The 14,552-nt window shown below is 63.8% G+C and carries 14 protein-coding genes; 2 read left to right on the top strand and 12 right to left on the bottom strand.

Features of this window, described 5'->3' with window-relative positions:
* Positions 1-62 precede the first annotated feature (62 nt).
* Genes BMG00_RS15485 through BMG00_RS15470 form a run of 4 tightly spaced genes read right to left on the bottom strand, consistent with a single transcriptional unit; the run spans position 63 to position 3,639 of the window.
* On the bottom strand, positions 63-626 hold the full coding sequence (locus tag BMG00_RS15485) for an OsmC family protein (RefSeq protein WP_038074067.1): 564 nt from the start codon (positions 624-626) through the stop codon (positions 63-65).
* A gap of 35 nt (positions 627-661) precedes the next feature.
* Positions 662-1,483: an ABC transporter permease gene (locus BMG00_RS15480; protein WP_078574957.1), complete on the bottom strand. Its 822-nt coding sequence runs from the start codon at positions 1,481-1,483 to the stop codon at positions 662-664.
* Positions 1,480-2,754, bottom strand: coding sequence for an ABC transporter substrate-binding protein (locus BMG00_RS15475; RefSeq protein WP_078574956.1), 1,275 nt, complete (start codon positions 2,752-2,754; stop codon positions 1,480-1,482). The genes BMG00_RS15480 and BMG00_RS15475 overlap by 4 nt, the downstream gene beginning before the upstream one ends.
* A gap of 15 nt (positions 2,755-2,769) precedes the next feature.
* Complete coding sequence (locus tag BMG00_RS15470) at positions 2,770-3,639, bottom strand: ABC transporter ATP-binding protein (RefSeq protein ID WP_245795058.1); 870 nt, start codon at positions 3,637-3,639, stop codon at positions 2,770-2,772.
* A 389-nt stretch (positions 3,640-4,028) separates the two neighbouring features.
* On the opposite strand from BMG00_RS15470, the gene BMG00_RS15465 reads away from it, so the two are divergent.
* Positions 4,029-4,583, top strand: a complete 555-nt coding sequence (locus BMG00_RS15465) for a TetR/AcrR family transcriptional regulator (RefSeq protein WP_158521749.1) — start codon at positions 4,029-4,031, stop codon at positions 4,581-4,583.
* A gap of 383 nt (positions 4,584-4,966) precedes the next feature.
* Here the strand turns inward: BMG00_RS15465 and BMG00_RS15460 are convergent, their stop codons facing one another.
* The gene (locus tag BMG00_RS15460) at positions 4,967-7,231 is read right to left on the bottom strand and encodes an adenosylcobalamin-dependent ribonucleoside-diphosphate reductase (protein ID WP_078529982.1); all 2,265 of its coding nucleotides are present in this window, start codon (positions 7,229-7,231) and stop codon (positions 4,967-4,969) included.
* Positions 7,232-7,391: 160 nt separating this feature from the next.
* Between BMG00_RS15460 and BMG00_RS15455 the strand changes: the two genes are divergently transcribed.
* On the top strand, positions 7,392-7,820 hold the full coding sequence (locus BMG00_RS15455) for a DUF1489 family protein (RefSeq protein ID WP_075777174.1): 429 nt from the start codon (positions 7,392-7,394) through the stop codon (positions 7,818-7,820).
* Here the strand turns inward: BMG00_RS15455 and BMG00_RS15450 are convergent.
* The 7 genes from BMG00_RS15450 to BMG00_RS15420 all read right to left on the bottom strand — a co-directional run bounded on the left by BMG00_RS15450 (position 7,817) and on the right by BMG00_RS15420 (position 14,527).
* Entirely contained in the window at positions 7,817-8,137 is a 321-nt protein-coding gene (locus BMG00_RS15450) for a hypothetical protein (RefSeq protein WP_075777173.1), read from the bottom strand. The two genes, BMG00_RS15455 and BMG00_RS15450, sit on opposite strands and share 4 nt — an antisense overlap.
* An 81-nt stretch (positions 8,138-8,218) precedes the next feature.
* Positions 8,219-9,826, bottom strand: coding sequence for a glucose-6-phosphate isomerase (gene pgi, locus BMG00_RS15445; protein WP_078574954.1), 1,608 nt, complete (start codon positions 9,824-9,826; stop codon positions 8,219-8,221).
* 3 nt (positions 9,827-9,829) lie between these two features.
* Positions 9,830-10,501 (bottom strand): 6-phosphogluconolactonase, encoded by a 672-nt coding sequence (pgl, locus tag BMG00_RS15440; RefSeq protein WP_078529985.1) that lies wholly within the window; start codon positions 10,499-10,501, stop codon positions 9,830-9,832.
* Positions 10,498-11,952 carry a glucose-6-phosphate dehydrogenase gene (gene zwf / locus BMG00_RS15435; RefSeq protein WP_078574953.1) on the bottom strand — a complete coding sequence of 485 codons (1,455 nt, stop codon included), beginning with the start codon at positions 11,950-11,952 and terminating at the stop codon, positions 10,498-10,500. The genes pgl and zwf overlap by 4 nt, the downstream gene beginning before the upstream one ends.
* A 106-nt stretch (positions 11,953-12,058) precedes the next feature.
* A complete protein-coding gene (locus tag BMG00_RS15430) occupies positions 12,059-12,559 on the bottom strand; it encodes a DUF2478 domain-containing protein (RefSeq protein WP_078529987.1) in 501 nt (166 codons plus the stop codon).
* Positions 12,560-12,788: 229 nt separating this feature from the next.
* Positions 12,789-13,334 (bottom strand): RSP_2648 family PIN domain-containing protein, encoded by a 546-nt coding sequence (locus BMG00_RS15425; RefSeq protein WP_078574952.1) that lies wholly within the window; start codon positions 13,332-13,334, stop codon positions 12,789-12,791.
* Entirely contained in the window at positions 13,334-14,527 is a 1,194-nt protein-coding gene (locus BMG00_RS15420; protein WP_078529989.1) for an RSP_2647 family RNA methyltransferase, read from the bottom strand. The genes BMG00_RS15425 and BMG00_RS15420 overlap by 1 nt, the downstream gene beginning before the upstream one ends.
* Positions 14,528-14,552: the final 25 nt, after the last annotated feature.

Genomic DNA, 14,552 nt, shown 5'->3' with positions numbered 1-14,552 from the left:
GGGCCGCGCCCGCCCGAAGAGGGCGCGGCGCCTTGTATCAAAGCGCGTTTCCCTACGCCGGATCAGACGGATTCCGCGACCATGTTCACGGGGCGCGAGAAGGTGTTGAAGACCGGCGACCACTGCGTCACATGGGTGATCAGCGCGTCGATCTCTTCTTGCGGGCAATCCGCCTCCATATCGACCTTGATGCGCACGTCGGTAAAACCGACCGGCTTCTCGGACACGTCGCCCGTGCCCCAGACGGCGGTGATGTTCAGGTCACCTTCCAGCTCCAGTTCGAGCTTCTGGATCGTGATGCCGCGGGCGATGGCGTTGGCGTGCAGCCCCACCGCGACGCAGGAGCCGAGCGCGGCCAGCGAGGCCTCGGAAGGGTTCGGCGCGGTATCGTCGCCCAGCAGCCCCGGCGGTTCGTCGACGATGTAGGGCTCGAGGTTGCGGATATAGTTCGCGTGACGGAAACGGCCCTCGGCGACGGTCTTGCACTTGAGCGTCTTGACGGCTTTCGGATCGGCTTTGCCCTTGGCGATCAGGTCATCGAGACCTTCCTTCGAGATCGGCGCGAGGCACGAGGTCTCGGCGGTGGGGGCAAGGCAGCCGGTGAGTGCGGTGGCGGGTTCAGACATGGGAATACCTCCTGTTGCTGTCTGTGAATTGCAGGTCAGTGCGCGGCGGCGCGGACCCAGTTGAACTTCTTGACGAGCTGGCCGATGGCGGCGTCGAGGGCGAAACCGATCACCCCGATCACCACGACCGTTGCGGCCAGACGGGAATAGTCGAGCGTGTCGCGAGCATCGTTGATCGCGAAACCAAGACCCGAGGTGACGCCGAGATATTCGGCAGGCACAAGCACCACCCAGGCCACACCCAGCGCGAGCCGGATCCCCTGCATCACGTCGACCGCGATTGCGGGCAGGATCACCGTGCCCAAGAGGTGCAGCGGACCCGCCCCGAGGTTACGGGCGACCTTGAGCCAGGCCGGATCGATCCGGCGGACGCCCGCGGCGGTCGAGAACAGGATAGGCCAGACCGCGGCCATCGCGATCAGGAACACGATCGCCCCGTCCCAGGTATCGAACGCCATGACGGCGATCGGCATCCAGCTCAGCGGCGAGATCATCCGCAGGAACTGGAACGGCACGTTGGTGACCTCGTGGATCCTCGGCGCCCGGCCGATCAGGATGCCGACCGGCACCCCGAACGCTGCGGCGAAGAGAAGGCCCAGCCCCACCCGTTGCAGCGACGGGCCCGACATCGTGAGCACCTCGCCGGAGACGATCATCTCCCAGAGCCGCTCGAGCGTGGGGGCCGGCGCGAAATCCGAGAAGGCATAGAGGTCGGGATCGTTCTCGACGATGAAGCCGCCGAGCCACCAGACGCCCATCAGCGCGGCAATACCGATCAGCGCGTTGATCAGGCTGCGCGCCGAGCCGAGGCGCGGGATGCGCAGGATCGTGGAAGGGAGCTGGACCGCGTCACTCATAGCTTGAAGATCTCCTCGCGGGTGTAGGGATCCGCGCCGCCCGCAACGGACGGGTCGGCCTTCCACTCGGGGTATTTCTCGAGCGCGGCTTTTACGTAGTCGTAGTTGACGAGGTCATTGGCCACGAACTCCGGGTCGAGCCCTTCGAGGAAGGTGGTCTCGCCCGCCACGACTGTCTCGTTCATCGCCTTGACGATCAGCTTGGTCGCGGAGGGATAGGGCCAGGGCTGAAAGTCGATCCGGCCGTTATGGAATTCCGCCTCGTTCTTGATCGCGCCTTCCTCGATATACTCGGGATGATCGGCATAGAGTGTCATCGCGCGCGTTACGACCGGGGCCGGCGCGGGCAGGTAGCCTGCGCCATCCTTCGACAGAAGCTCGGCCACCTCGGCCTTGTTCTGGCTGGCATAGATGGCGGCCTTGACCACGGCATTCATCACGCCTTGCGTCCATTCGGGCTTGGCGGCGGTGTCTTCCTCGTGCATGCACACGACGCAGCAGGGGTGGTTCTTCCAGATATCGCCGGTGAAGCGCAGCATCCGCGCGCCCGCCTTCAGCTCACCCAGCGCGTTGAACGGCTCAGCCACGATATAGGCGTCGATCTTCTTCGCCGCAAGCGCGGGCGGCATGTCCGGCGGCGGCAGAACCTGCAGGTTGCACTCGTCGGGCGCCAGCGCCTCGCCCTGCGCCTTGATCACCGGTTTGATGCCATTGGCGCGCAGCGCGTATTGCAGCACGATATTGTGCATCGAATACCAGAACGGCACCGCGACCTGCTTGCCGCCGAGGCCCGCGAAATCGGTCACGTCGGTATGCTTGCCGACCACCAGCGCCGAGCCGTTGGTATGCGCCCAGGCCATGATCTTGACCGGTACATTGTTGTTGTAGCGCATCCAGACCGGGATCGGTTTGAGGAAGTGCACGAGGTTGAACTTGCCCGCGACGAAGCCCTCGATCAGCGCAGGCCACGACCGGATCAGCGTCGGCTTTTCGGCCTTGATGCCCTCTTCCTCGAAGAACCCCTTGGCATGAGCGACCAGCAGCGGCGTCGCGTCGGTGATCGGAAGGTAGCCGATGCGTAGAACATCATCGGACTGCGCGCGCGCCATCTGCGGCAGGCCAGCGGCCACCCCGCCCAGCATGGCCGCGAGCCCGCCCTTGGCCAACAGATCGAGCGTCTGACGGCGGCCCGGATCAAACCCTTCCTCGCCACCGCAGCAGGCGGCGTGCAGGTCGTGAGGGTGATTATGAGAGCAGGTTTTCTTCGTCATCGGTCGCGTCTCCGTTCAGATCTGGGTGAAGTCATTGGGGGTTTCGGTCTCCTCGCCCGGCGCGTCCGCGGCCTGCGAGTAGATGTTCATCAGGCGGCTGTGTTCGGCCTGGAATTCGTCGGAGCCGCCGCTGCGCTCCTCCTCCGAGAGCGTGATCACGGTGTCCTCGAAGACCCGACCCGGATTGGCCTTGAGCACGATGACGCGGTCGGCCATGCGGACAGCCTCGCCCACATCATGGGTCACCAGAACGAGCGTCAGCCCGAGATCGCGGGCGATCTGGCGCACATCGCGTTGGAGGTTGCGCCGGGTGAAGGCGTCGAGCGCCGAGAACGGCTCGTCGAGCAGCAGCATCTCGGGTTTGGGGGCGAGAGAACGGGCCAGTGCTACGCGCTGCTGTTGGCCGCCGGAGAGCTCTTGCGCATTGCGATCGGCGAAGGCGCCAAGATCGACAAGCTCGAGGATCTCGGGGATGCGCTTCGCGATCTGGTCATTGCGACGGGTGAATTTCAGCCCGAGCGCCGCGTTCTGGGCCACGGTCATCCACGGAAACAGCGAAGGCGCCTGGAACATCATGACCCATTTCGGCGAGGGCTCATGGATCCTGTTGCCGTTGATAACGACCTCGCCCTCGGACGGGTGGGTCAGGCCCGATAGCATATGCAGCAGCGTGGACTTGCCGCAGCCCGACCGGCCCAGCAGCGCCACGATCTCGCCGGCCTTGATCTCGAAGTCGATCCCGTCCAGCACCTTGCCGTCGTGGCGGCGATAGGCATGGCTCAGCCCCTTGATCGCGACATGGGCCCCGACCGGAACAGCGCGGCGATGCGGGGCGTCTTGTGCGCCTTGCGCAGCGCTGTCGGACAGGGTGAGCGTCATGGCCATCGGATCTCCTTCCAGGACAAAAACGAACAGGTCTGTCTATTCACCGCACCGTGAGACAGGATCGTCAATCGAAGTGAAGCACTCGGCCGCAAGAAACATGGAATGCAAAAAATATGAGCAAAAATTGTGGTAGACTGACCGCATTCGGGCGGCTGATACCGCGTTCTGCGAAAATTCAGCGGTTTCCAGGCAGGGTTTCCCTGCGACAAAATGGACCAATCTGTCTTGCAATTTTTTGTGAGTCGTGCGAGCCAAACACAGAGTTATTATGAATTGCATCCAAGCGATAAGGTGATGTCATGGAAGACGGTCTGCAAAATCTCTGCCCCAATGGCAGCCTGAGTTGGAGTTTTGCCGCTCGTCCTTCGAAAAATGCACGCGAGCGCCTGATGCGCGCCGCTTCCTACCTGTTTTGCAATCACGGCTTCGCCGCGACCGGCATTGACACCATCCTTGCACGCGCGGAGACGGCGAAAGCCACGCTCTATAATCACTTCGCCTCGAAGGAAGAGCTGATCGCCGCGGTGCTGCAGGCCGAGGGCGAGACATGGCGCGAATGGTTCTTCGGTCGGCTCGCACAAGTTGAGGGCTCGGCGCGCGACAGGCTTCTCGCCGTCTTTGACGTGCTTCAGGACTGGTTCGCGGATCCCGGCTTCTACGGCTGCCCGTTCATCAACGCGGTGGCCGAGTTCGATACCGGAAATGACGCGGTGCGCCGCGCGGCCGAATTGCACAAGGAGCACTTGATCACCTGGCTCAAGGCGCAGGCGATCGAGTTGCAGGCGCGCGACGTGGCCGAGGTCGCACGCAGCTTCGCGGTGCTGATCGACGGGGCCATCGTTGCAGCCCAGCACAGCCGCGACCCAAGTTTCGCGCGCAATGCGCAGGCGCTTGCCGCGCTCTATCTCGATAGTCTGGGGGCTCCCTCGAGCCGGAATGGCTGAAGGTAGACAGCAAAGCCCCGGCGCGATCACGATCTCCGAATCTTGCGCGATGGAGCGAGAAGGGCCGACCGCCACGGGCCGCCGAGAATGACCGATGGTCTTCTGCCATACTCAATCTCGGCAAAACAACCGCCGTGATGATTGGAAACCCGTGTTTGGGTGGAGGTTAAGTCGATTTCCCGAGGCGACGTCAACCGGGCCGGAGTGCCGGAAAACGGGTCAGAAAGCCCTACCGCAGAAAAACAGACAAGGCATTGAAACGAAATAAAAACCATCGAAGGCAGAGCCTTCGATGGTCACTTTATGCTTGCCGGAATGGACAAAAACCTACCGGAATGGACATTTTATGCGGCGCTCAATAATAACTCCGCCCCTCGCCCGTGTCACCCGCACTTGCTGTGGCCGCAATCGGCGCAGGTCATGCAGCCTTCGACCATCCGCATCGCGTAGCTGCCACAGGACGGGCAGGCTTTGCCGCGCGGGGCTTCACCGACGATCATGCGCTCGGCTTCGGGGTCGGATTTCAGGCCCATTCCCTCGCCTTCGATGAAGCCCGTCGCGATCATGTGGCGCTCGATCACACCGCCGATCGCCGCGAGGATCGAGGGGACGTATTTGCCCTGCATCCAAGCGCCGCCGCGCGGGTCGAACACGGCTTTCAGCTCTTCGACCACGAAGGACACATCCCCGCCGCGGCGGAACACGGCCGAGACCATGCGGGTCAGCGCGACGGTCCAGGCGAAATGCTCCATGTTCTTGGAGTTGATGAAGACCTCGAAGGGACGGCGATGGCCGCCTTGGACGATGTCATTGATGGTGATGTAGATCGCGTGCTCGGAGCCCGGCCACTTGATCTTGTAGGTCGAACCTTCAAGCGCGGCGGGACGGTCGAGCGGCTCGGTCAGGTAGACCACCTCGGCGCCCTGATCGACTTCCGGCGCCTTCTCCTCTTTCTCGGAGACGCTGAGAACCGAGCCCGTCACATCGTTCGGGCGGTAGGTGGTGCAGCCTTTGCAGCCCGTGTCCCAGGCCTCCATATAGACCGATTTGAACTCCTCGAAGGCGATATCCTCGGGGCAGTTGATGGTCTTGGAAATGCTCGAGTCGATCCATTTCTGCGCCGCCGCCTGCATCCGGACGTGATCGAGCGGCGCGAGGGTCTGGGCGTTGACGAAATAGTCGGGCAGCGGGGTGTCGCCGAACTTGTCGCGCCACATCTGCACGGCGTAATCGACCACCTCTTCCTCGGTGCGTGAGCCGTCGGGCTGCAGCACCTTGCGGGTATAGGCATAGGCGAAGACCGGCTCGATGCCGCTCGACACATTGCCCGCGTAAAGTGAGATCGTCCCGGTCGGTGCGATCGAGGTCAGCAGTGCATTGCGGATGCCGTGGGTGCGGATCGCCTCGCGCACATCATCATCCATCTGCAACATATTGCCGGAGTTGAGATATTTCTCGGCATCGAAGAGCGGGAACGCGCCCTTTTCCTTCGCCAGATCGACCGAGGCGAGATAGCTCGCCCGCGCGATCAGCTTCATCCAGGCCTCGGTCTGGGCGGCGGCCTCTTCCGAGCCATAGCGCAGGCCCAGCATCAAAAGCGCATCGGCCAGCCCCGTCACGCCAAGACCGATACGACGCTTGTTCTGCGCCTCTTCGCGTTGCTGTTCCAGCGGGAAGCGCGAGGCGTCGACCACGTTATCCATCATCCGCACGGCGAGCCGCACCAACTCGTCGAGCTTGGCCGGATCCAGTTCGGCATTGCCTTCGAACGGGTTGGTCACCAGACGTGCGAGGTTGATCGAGCCAAGCAGGCAGGCGCCATAGGGCGGCAGGGGCTGCTCGCCGCAGGGGTTGGTCGCGGCGATCTGCTCGACATAGTTGAGATTGTTCATCTTGTTGATGCGGTCGATGAAGATCACGCCCGGCTCGGCGTAATCGTAGGTCGCGCGCATGATCTTGTTCCACAGATCACGGGCGTTGAGCGTGTGATAGACCTTGCCGCCGAATTGCAGATCCCACGGCTTGTCGGCCTTCACGGCTTCCATGAAGGGATCGGTCACCAGCACCGACAGGTTGAACATGCGCAGCCGCGCCGAATCCTGCTTGGCGGTGATGAAATTCTCGATATCGGGGTGATCGCAGCGCATCGTCGCCATCATCGCACCGCGGCGCGAGCCCGCCGACATGATCGTGCGGCACATCGCATCCCAGACATCCATGAATGACAGCGGGCCCGAGGCATCGGCGGCCACGCCCTTCACCTCGGCGCCGCGGGGCCGGATGGTGGAGAAGTCATAACCGATTCCACCGCCCTGCTGCATCGTCAGCGCGGCTTCCTTCAGCATATCGAAGATCCCGCCCATGTTGTCCGGGATCGTCCCCATGACGAAGCAGTTGAACAGTGTCACCGCGCGGCCCGTCCCCGCACCTGCGGTGATCCGTCCAGCCGGGAGATATTTGAAATCTTCCAGCGCGTTGTAGAACTTCTCTTCCCACTCCGCAGGCTCGTCCTCGACCTCGGCCAGTGCCCGCGCGATGCGTCGCCAGCTATCTTCCACCGTCGCGTCGATGGGCGTGCCGTCCTGTTCTTTCAGGCGGTATTTCATGTCCCAGATCTGCTCGGCGATGGGGGCGGCAAAACGGCTCATTCGGTCCTCTCGACGGTCGGTGCGGATATGCTCAGAAATCAGACGCCCCCGCCGCATATCGTGCGCCGGGGGCGGATAAACACTATACCTAAGGCCCCTCGTCCTGACCAGACGCAAATCGGACATTGCCGCGACGGGATCAAAATCCTAACTAGAAACCATGGGAAAGAATGACACCGTCAATCTGATCAAACTTTGCGTGGGCGCCGAGAAGGTCGAGGACCTGATCGCGTGGCAGGCCAGCCGCTACGGCAAGGGCCCGGCGATGCATGTCACGCGGATGTGGCCGAAACGCGCGGATGAGATCCTGAACGGCGGCTCGCTCTACTGGGTGTTCAAGGGGGCCGTGCTGGCGCGACAACGCGTGCTGGAACTGTCGGAAGTGATGGGCGCAGACGGGATCGCCCGTTGCGCGATCGTGCTCGACCGGGAGGTGGTGCGCACCGAGGCACTGATGCGCCGTCCGTTTCAGGGCTGGCGCTATCTCAAACCCGAGGACGCGCCGCGCGATCTGCCCCAAGGGCGTGCCCGAGAGGACGCCCTGCCCCGCGAGCTTGCCGTGGCGCTCGCCGAGATCGGTCTGCGTTAAGAGGCAAGCCAGCTTTCTGCGGCTTCTCGTGCGGTGAAAATGCGCAGACCGTCGCCCTCGCCCTGCATCGTCGCCTCGTCGCGCATGTCTTCCGGCACTACCAGCGCGCAGCGTTGTGCCTGCCCGTCGCGGCACGCGCGGCGCATCCCGCCTACAAGCTCGGCCATATACCCATCGAAGCGCGGCGCAACCTCAACCAGCAGGCTTTCGGTTGGCGCAACCATGCGCAATGCCTCGGTCACATCGCGCGCCAGAACCGTGCCGGAGACATCGAGTCCCGCGACGCCCGCAGGGCTGTTGTCCATCTTCTCGATCATCGGCCCTCTCCTTCAACAGATTACAGTCCAGTCAGGAAAAACGCCCGAGCAGAGGGACCGTTCCGTCACAAGCGTGGGATCTCAGCCCCGCAAGGCACGGATGCGGGCGACGAGCTGACGGGTCGAGCCGTCCTTGCCCTCCCCGGAATCCTCGCCGCTCAGCACCGGGGCCAGTGCAAGCGCCAGTTCCTTGCCAAGCTCCACCCCCCATTGGTCGAAGCTGTTGATCCCGAGGATCACGCCCTCGACGAAGACGCGGTGCTCATAAAGCGCAACAATCCCGCCGAAGACCTCCGGCGTCAGTTTGGGATAAAGCAGAGTCGTCGATGGCCGCGAGCCGGGGAAAACACGGTGGCGCGCCTGACGGTCGCGCTCGGCCCCATCGAGCCCTTTCTTGCGCATGATCGCGGTAGCCTCGTCGAGCGAACGCCCGCGCATCAACGCCTCGGATTGGGCAAGGCAGTTGGCCACGAGCAGCAGGTGCTGATGCGCCAGATCGGGCTCGTGCCCTTCGGCGGCGACCATGAATTCACACGGGATCACCCGCGTGCCCTGATGGATCAGCTGGTAGAACGCGTGCTGGCCGTTGGTGCCGGGCTCGCCCCAGACGACGGGGCCTGAATGATAGGGCAGGTCCTTGCCATCCATGCTGACGCGCTTGCCGTTGCTCTCCATCTCGAGCTGCTGGAGATAGGCGGGCAGACGCGCAAGCCGTTGATCGTAGGGCAGAACCGCGCGGGTCGCGTAGTCGCAGAACTGGTTATGCCAAATGCCCACCAGCGCGAGCAGCACCGGCAGGTTCTCGGCGTAGGGCGCTGCGCGGAAATGCGCATCCATCACAGCCGCGCCCTTGAGGGAATCGGCGAAATCCTCAGGCCCGATCGCGATCATCAGCGACAGCCCGATCGGCCCCCACATCGAATAACGACCCCCGACCCAATCGGCGAAGCCGAAGACGCGCGACGCATCGATCCCGAAGGCGGCGGTTTTCTCGGCGGAGGTCGAGAGCGCCGCGAATTGCTGTGCCGGGTCCGCGACCTTCGCGGCCATCCAGCGCTTCGCCGTCTCGGCATTGGTCATCGTCTCGATGGTGGTGAAGGTCTTCGAGGCCACGATCACCAGCGTCGTCTCGGGGTCCAAATCGGCCAGCGTGTCATGGATATGCGCGCCATCGACATTCGAGACGAAATGGCAGCGCGGCCCGTCGTGATAGGGCGCGAGCGCGAGCGTGGCCATCGCCGGGCCGAGATCGGAGCCGCCGATACCGATATTGACCACATCGGTGATCGCACCCCCCTGCCCCGTGAACTTGCCCTCGCGCACATCGCGGGCGAAATCGACCATCCGCGCATAGGTCGCGCGGACCTCCGGCATGACGTTTTCGCCATCGACGAAAACGTCCGTGTCGAGGTTACGCAGCGCCGCGTGCAGCACGGCGCGGCCTTCGGTCTCGTTGATCTTCGCGCCCGAGAACATCGCTTCGGCGCGAGCGGCCACGTCTTTTTCCTCGGCCAGTTCCACCAGCAGATCCAAGGTCTCCGCGTCGATATTCGTCTTGGAGAAATCGAACAGGAACGGCCCGCTCTCGCGACTGAACCCTGCCGCGCGGTTTTCATTTTCGAACAATTCCGCGATCTGGCGGTTTTGTACGGATTGCGCCTTGTCGAGGAGGTCTTGCCAGATGGTCATCGTTTACTCAGCCCAGTGAACGGTCGCGTCTTTGAGAACGGCGCGCACCGGCGCCTGTTCCACGGGAAGTTTCTCGGCGGCTTCGATGGCTTTGCGCTTCTCGTTGCCGGTGATCAGGATATGGGTGTGCATCGCGTCGCGCAGCACGGGCGCCGAGAGCGTGATGCGCGGCTCGCCCGCAGCCTCGGCCCGCATTGGCAGCAGGATCGGCGCATCGTCCGACAGTGCCTCGGCCAACCGGTCCGCGCCGGGAAAGAGGCTCGCGGTATGCATATCCGCGCCCATGCCCAGAAGCAGGACCGAAATCGGCAGATGCGGCTTGATACCCTCGGCCAGTTCCTCCATCCGGTCTTCGGGCCGCGGAGCGTCGGCATAAAGCGGCACAAGCGTCGCTTTCGCCGCGCGCCCGGTCAACAGACGTTCGCGGATCAGCCGGGTGTTCGAGCGCTCGGAACTTTCGGGCACCCAGCGCTCGTCATTGAGCAGCACAGCGACCGACCCCCAATCGAGATCGACACCCGAGAGAATATCGAAGATCGGCCCCGGCGTGGTCCCGCCGGGCACCGAAAACGTGGCATGCCCCTGCGTCTGGATCGTCTCGCGCAGCTGGCTCGCGATGCGATCGGCGAGCCCCATCATCAGGAACTCGCGATCGGGGTAACTCTTGAAAATCATTCGCGGATCTCCCGCCAGCGGCGCCCGTCTCGATGCATCAGCATCAGCGCGTCATCGGGCCCGGAGGAGCCACTGTCATAAGGCTGCGGCTTGTCGCCCCGCTCTTCCCAGCCCTCGATGATCGGATCGGTCCAGGCCCAGGCGGCCTCGACCTCGTCGCCACGCATGAACAGAGTCTGGTTGCCCCGGATCACATCCATGATCAGGCGCTCATAAGCATCGGTGATGTCCGCCTCCTCGCCGAGGGCTTCGGCGAAGGACATATCGAGCGGAACCTGCACGAGGCGCATCCCGCCCGGCCCCGGCTCCTTGATCATCATCTTGAGGTTCATCCCCTCGTTGGGCTGGAGCCGGATCACCAGCACATTCTCGCGCCATTCGCCCTCGGCCTCGTCGAAGATCAGATGCGGCGGCTCCTTGAAGGTGATCGCGATTTCGGACGTTCGCGCGCGCAGGCGCTTGCCGGTTCGCAGATAGAATGGCGTATTCACCCAGCGCCAGTTCGCGATATGGCATTTCATCGCGATATAGCTCTCGGTCTTGGAAGCCGGGTTCTCGGCATCCTCGAGATACCCCGGCGCATCCTTGCTCGCCTGGTATTGCCCGCGCACCATATCGGCCGGCGCGACGGGTTGAAGCGCGCGGATCACCTTGAGCTTCTCGTCGCGCACCGCGTCCGGGTCGAAGTGATAAGGCGGTTCCATCGCGATAAGGCATAGAAGTTGCATGAGGTGGTTTTGCACCATGTCACGCATTGCGCCCGACTTGTCGTAATACGATCCGCGCCCCCCCACGCCGACCGTTTCGGCCACGGTGATTTGCACATGGTCGACGAACTGGCTGTTCCAGAGCGGCTCGAAGAGGATGTTGGCGAAACGCACGGCCATCAGGTTCTGAACCGTCTCTTTCCCGAGATAGTGGTCGATCCGATAGATCTGCGTTTCATCGAAATGCTTGGCCAGCGTCGCGTTGAGCGCCCTGGCCGACGCGAGATCGCGGCCGAAAGGCTTCTCGACGACGATCCGCGAGTCCTTGCCGGCGATCCCGCGCTTGTGCAGCCGCTCGGCGAGATCCCCGAAAAGCGCAGGCGCCACCGAGAAATAGAAGGCATTGATCTCTTCGGGGCGCACCTTGGATTTCAGGGCCTCCCAGCCCTGCTCCCCCTTCGCGTCGATCGGCACGTAATCAAGAAGCGCGAGGAACCCCTTGAGGCTTTCCCGATCCCCCGACTGCTTGCCGCCGAACTCGGCGATCGCCGCCGCGGTCTGCTCGCGGAATTCCTCGGGGCTCATCTCGGAGCGCGCGGCCCCGATGATCTGTGAGCCTTCGGGGATCTGGCCCGCGCAGAAGCGACGGAAGAGACCAGGCAGGATCTTGCGGTTGGCGAGATCGCCGGTTGCGCCGAAGATCACCAAATCGAACCGGTCGACGGGAATGACGCGCGAAACCATGGGCTGCTCCGTGTTTGAGATCCGTTAGCGCTAACGCGCCCCTTCTACTCACCTTCGCCCTTCGAGTCTAGCATTGCCAGCCTCTCAAACAATGTCACAGCTGCGATTAAGCGGCCTCGCGGGAGAGAAACGCCTCAAGCGCCTGAATATCCGGCACGATTTCTTCGGCGAGCCCCTCTGCGAAGGCGTCGAATTCCGCTCTCGTCTCCGGCGGGACCGACAGGAGCACCGGCAGATCCGACACCATGGCCTGCGCAATCAGTTCACGGCACCCCCGACCGGCAGCCTCCTGCTTGCCAAACTTGTTGAGCACGACCACAGTCTCCGGCCCTGCACGTTCCAAGGCTGCGGCCACCCGCGCGACCACCTCTTCGAGCGCACCAGCGTCGAGCGAGCACCCCGAAGCGCCCTTGCCCAGGTCCTGCGAGATCGCGCGGATTTCGCCCCCCGGCAGCAGCCGAAGATGCATTTCGCATTCGAAGCTCTGCGGAGCTTGCGCCCGCACCATGCCGATCACCGGTCGCCCCGCTTGCACGAGCCGGTCAGCGAGGTCAGCGAGCAGGCGATCCGCCGTGCCACGGGTCTGGCAAGTGATGAAACCGATCATGACCCTTCAATGACCCCGCCATCGCAGCCGGTCAAGAGGGCGAAAGGGGGCGCCGCCCCCTCTTTCCTTGCGGAAATTCACCCCCGAGATATTTGCATCAAGAAGAAGAAAAGAAACCGCCTTCTTCTTGATCGAAATATCTCGGGGGAGTCCTCGAAGAGGACGGGGGCAGCGCCCCCAGCCAGGTCACAATTTGTCGCCCTCCGGCGACGGGGGCAGCGCCCCCTCTTCAGCCCGCCAGAGCCTTGCCGAAGCGAGGAAGGCGCGCACGTTTCATCAGGGCACGGATCGGCTGGGGTTCGCCGGACAGCCGCTCGGCTTCGGCACGCACGACCTCGGTCACTTGCCGCATTTCCTCGGGATGTTCGGAGAAGAGTTGCCACAAGAAGCCGTCCGGATCGCGCCGGTCCAGACCTTCGCCGGCCAAGGTACCGCGCGGGAAGTCCTGCGCGTTGAAGGTGACGATGGCATCGGCACTCCCCGCGATGGCCGCCGCAAGCACATGGATGTCGTTGTCGTCGGGCAGGACAAGGCGCTGCTCGATCCCCGGTTGCGGTGCGATCTCCGCTTTGGGAAAGGATGCCCGAAGCAGTGCGATTTCACCGCGCGCAATGGCCTCGTCGGCGGGCGCTCGGCGCGCGGCGGCCCGGGCCCATTCCTCCAGAATGCGGGCCGACCAGAGCGGGTGGTAGAGCCCCGCCTTCGCCGCCCCGATCAGAATTTCCCGCAGAACCGTCGGATAGAGAACGCAGGCGTCGAGCAGGATCTTCTGCATCAGTCGAGCCGGAAGAAAAGCGACTTGAGATAGCCCGACTCGGCCAGTTGAGGCAGCATCGGATGATCGGGTCCGGCATAACCGGTATGGATCAGCTGCGCGCTACGGCCCGCCTTGCCGATGCCGCGCGTACAGGCGGCGCGGAACTGCGCCAGATCGGCGGCGTGCGAACATGAGCACAGCACGAGATAGCCACCGCTTTCCACGAGGGGCGCGGCCATCCGCGCGATGCGCTCATAGGCGCGCAGTCCGGCTTGCAGCGCGGGCTTGGCAGGCGCGAAGGCAGGAGGATCGCAGATCACGAGATCGAAGCGCGCGCCTTCCTGGCCCAACGCGTCGAGCTGATCGAAGGCATCGCCCTGACGGGTCGAGAAGCGATCGCCCGCCCCCATCGCCTGCGCACCCTTGGTCGCGAGGTCGAGCGCCGGCGCCGATGCATCGACCGAGATCGCCGAGTGCGCGCCCCCTGCCAGCGCCGCCAGAGCAAAACCGCCAACGTGGGAAAAGACGTCGAGCACCCGCACGCCCTGCGCCAGTCGAGCGGCAAAGGCGTGGTTCGGACGCTGGTCGTAGAAGAGCCCCGTTTTCTGCCCGCCCAGCAGGTCCGCCATGTAGATCGCGCCGTTCATCGGCACCTCGACCGGGGCATCGACACCACCACGCAGCACGAGCGTCTCCTCGGTAAGGCCTTCAAGGTTGCGCGCCCGGCCCGAGCCATTCTTGATGATCGTCGTGACGCCCGTGACCTCGGCCAGCGCAGCCTCCAGATCCGCGATCATCACCTCGGACCAGGCGGCGTTGGGCTGAATCACCGCCGCGTCCCCGAAGCGGTCGATGATGACGCCGGGCAGCCCATCCGCCTCGGCATGGATCAGCCGGTAGAAAGGCGTCGCGAACAACCGCGCGCGCATCTCCTGCGCCCGGCTCAGTTTCGCCGCGATCCAGGCGCGGTCGATCTGTGCCTCCGCATCGCGGCTCATCACCCGCGCGATGATTTTCGAGTTCGGGTTCACCGTGACCGTGGCCAGCGGGCGACGATCGGCGTCCTCGAGCGTGGCGATCGTTCCGGGCGCGATCGTCTTGGTGCGCCGGTCGACGACAAGCTCATCGGCATAGACCCAAGGGAAGCCGTGGCGAATCGCGCGGGCTTCGGCTTTGGGACGCAGGCGGACAACGGGACGGGGCTGGCTCATAGGGCACTCCTTGATCTTGGGCCTT

The sequence above is a fragment of the Thioclava marina genome (assembly GCF_002020135.1).
Lineage (GTDB): Bacteria > Pseudomonadota > Alphaproteobacteria > Rhodobacterales > Rhodobacteraceae > Thioclava > Thioclava marina.
This window is presented reverse-complemented; position numbering and strand designations above follow the sequence as displayed.

What these genes read in the sequence shown, in the direction of transcription:
- BMG00_RS15485 (WP_038074067.1), bottom strand. Translation starts at nt 626, where the DNA reads ATGTCTGAACCCGCCACCGCACTCACCGGCTGCCTTGCCCCCACCGCC.
- BMG00_RS15480 (WP_078574957.1), bottom strand. Translation starts at nt 1,483, where the DNA reads ATGAGTGACGCGGTCCAGCTCCCTTCCACGATCCTGCGCATCCCGCGC.
- BMG00_RS15475 (WP_078574956.1), bottom strand. Translation starts at nt 2,754, where the DNA reads ATGACGAAGAAAACCTGCTCTCATAATCACCCTCACGACCTGCACGCC.
- BMG00_RS15470 (WP_245795058.1), bottom strand. Translation starts at nt 3,639, where the DNA reads ATGGCCATGACGCTCACCCTGTCCGACAGCGCTGCGCAAGGCGCACAA.
- BMG00_RS15465 (WP_158521749.1), top strand. Translation starts at nt 4,029, where the DNA reads ATGCGCGCCGCTTCCTACCTGTTTTGCAATCACGGCTTCGCCGCGACC.
- BMG00_RS15460 (WP_078529982.1), bottom strand. Translation starts at nt 7,231, where the DNA reads ATGAGCCGTTTTGCCGCCCCCATCGCCGAGCAGATCTGGGACATGAAA.
- BMG00_RS15455 (WP_075777174.1), top strand. Translation starts at nt 7,392, where the DNA reads ATGGGAAAGAATGACACCGTCAATCTGATCAAACTTTGCGTGGGCGCC.
- BMG00_RS15450 (WP_075777173.1), bottom strand. Translation starts at nt 8,137, where the DNA reads ATGATCGAGAAGATGGACAACAGCCCTGCGGGCGTCGCGGGACTCGAT.
- pgi (WP_078574954.1), bottom strand. Translation starts at nt 9,826, where the DNA reads ATGACCATCTGGCAAGACCTCCTCGACAAGGCGCAATCCGTACAAAAC.
- pgl (WP_078529985.1), bottom strand. Translation starts at nt 10,501, where the DNA reads ATGATTTTCAAGAGTTACCCCGATCGCGAGTTCCTGATGATGGGGCTC.
- zwf (WP_078574953.1), bottom strand. Translation starts at nt 11,952, where the DNA reads ATGGTTTCGCGCGTCATTCCCGTCGACCGGTTCGATTTGGTGATCTTC.
- BMG00_RS15430 (WP_078529987.1), bottom strand. Translation starts at nt 12,559, where the DNA reads ATGATCGGTTTCATCACTTGCCAGACCCGTGGCACGGCGGATCGCCTG.
- BMG00_RS15425 (WP_078574952.1), bottom strand. Translation starts at nt 13,334, where the DNA reads ATGCAGAAGATCCTGCTCGACGCCTGCGTTCTCTATCCGACGGTTCTG.
- BMG00_RS15420 (WP_078529989.1), bottom strand. Translation starts at nt 14,527, where the DNA reads ATGAGCCAGCCCCGTCCCGTTGTCCGCCTGCGTCCCAAAGCCGAAGCC.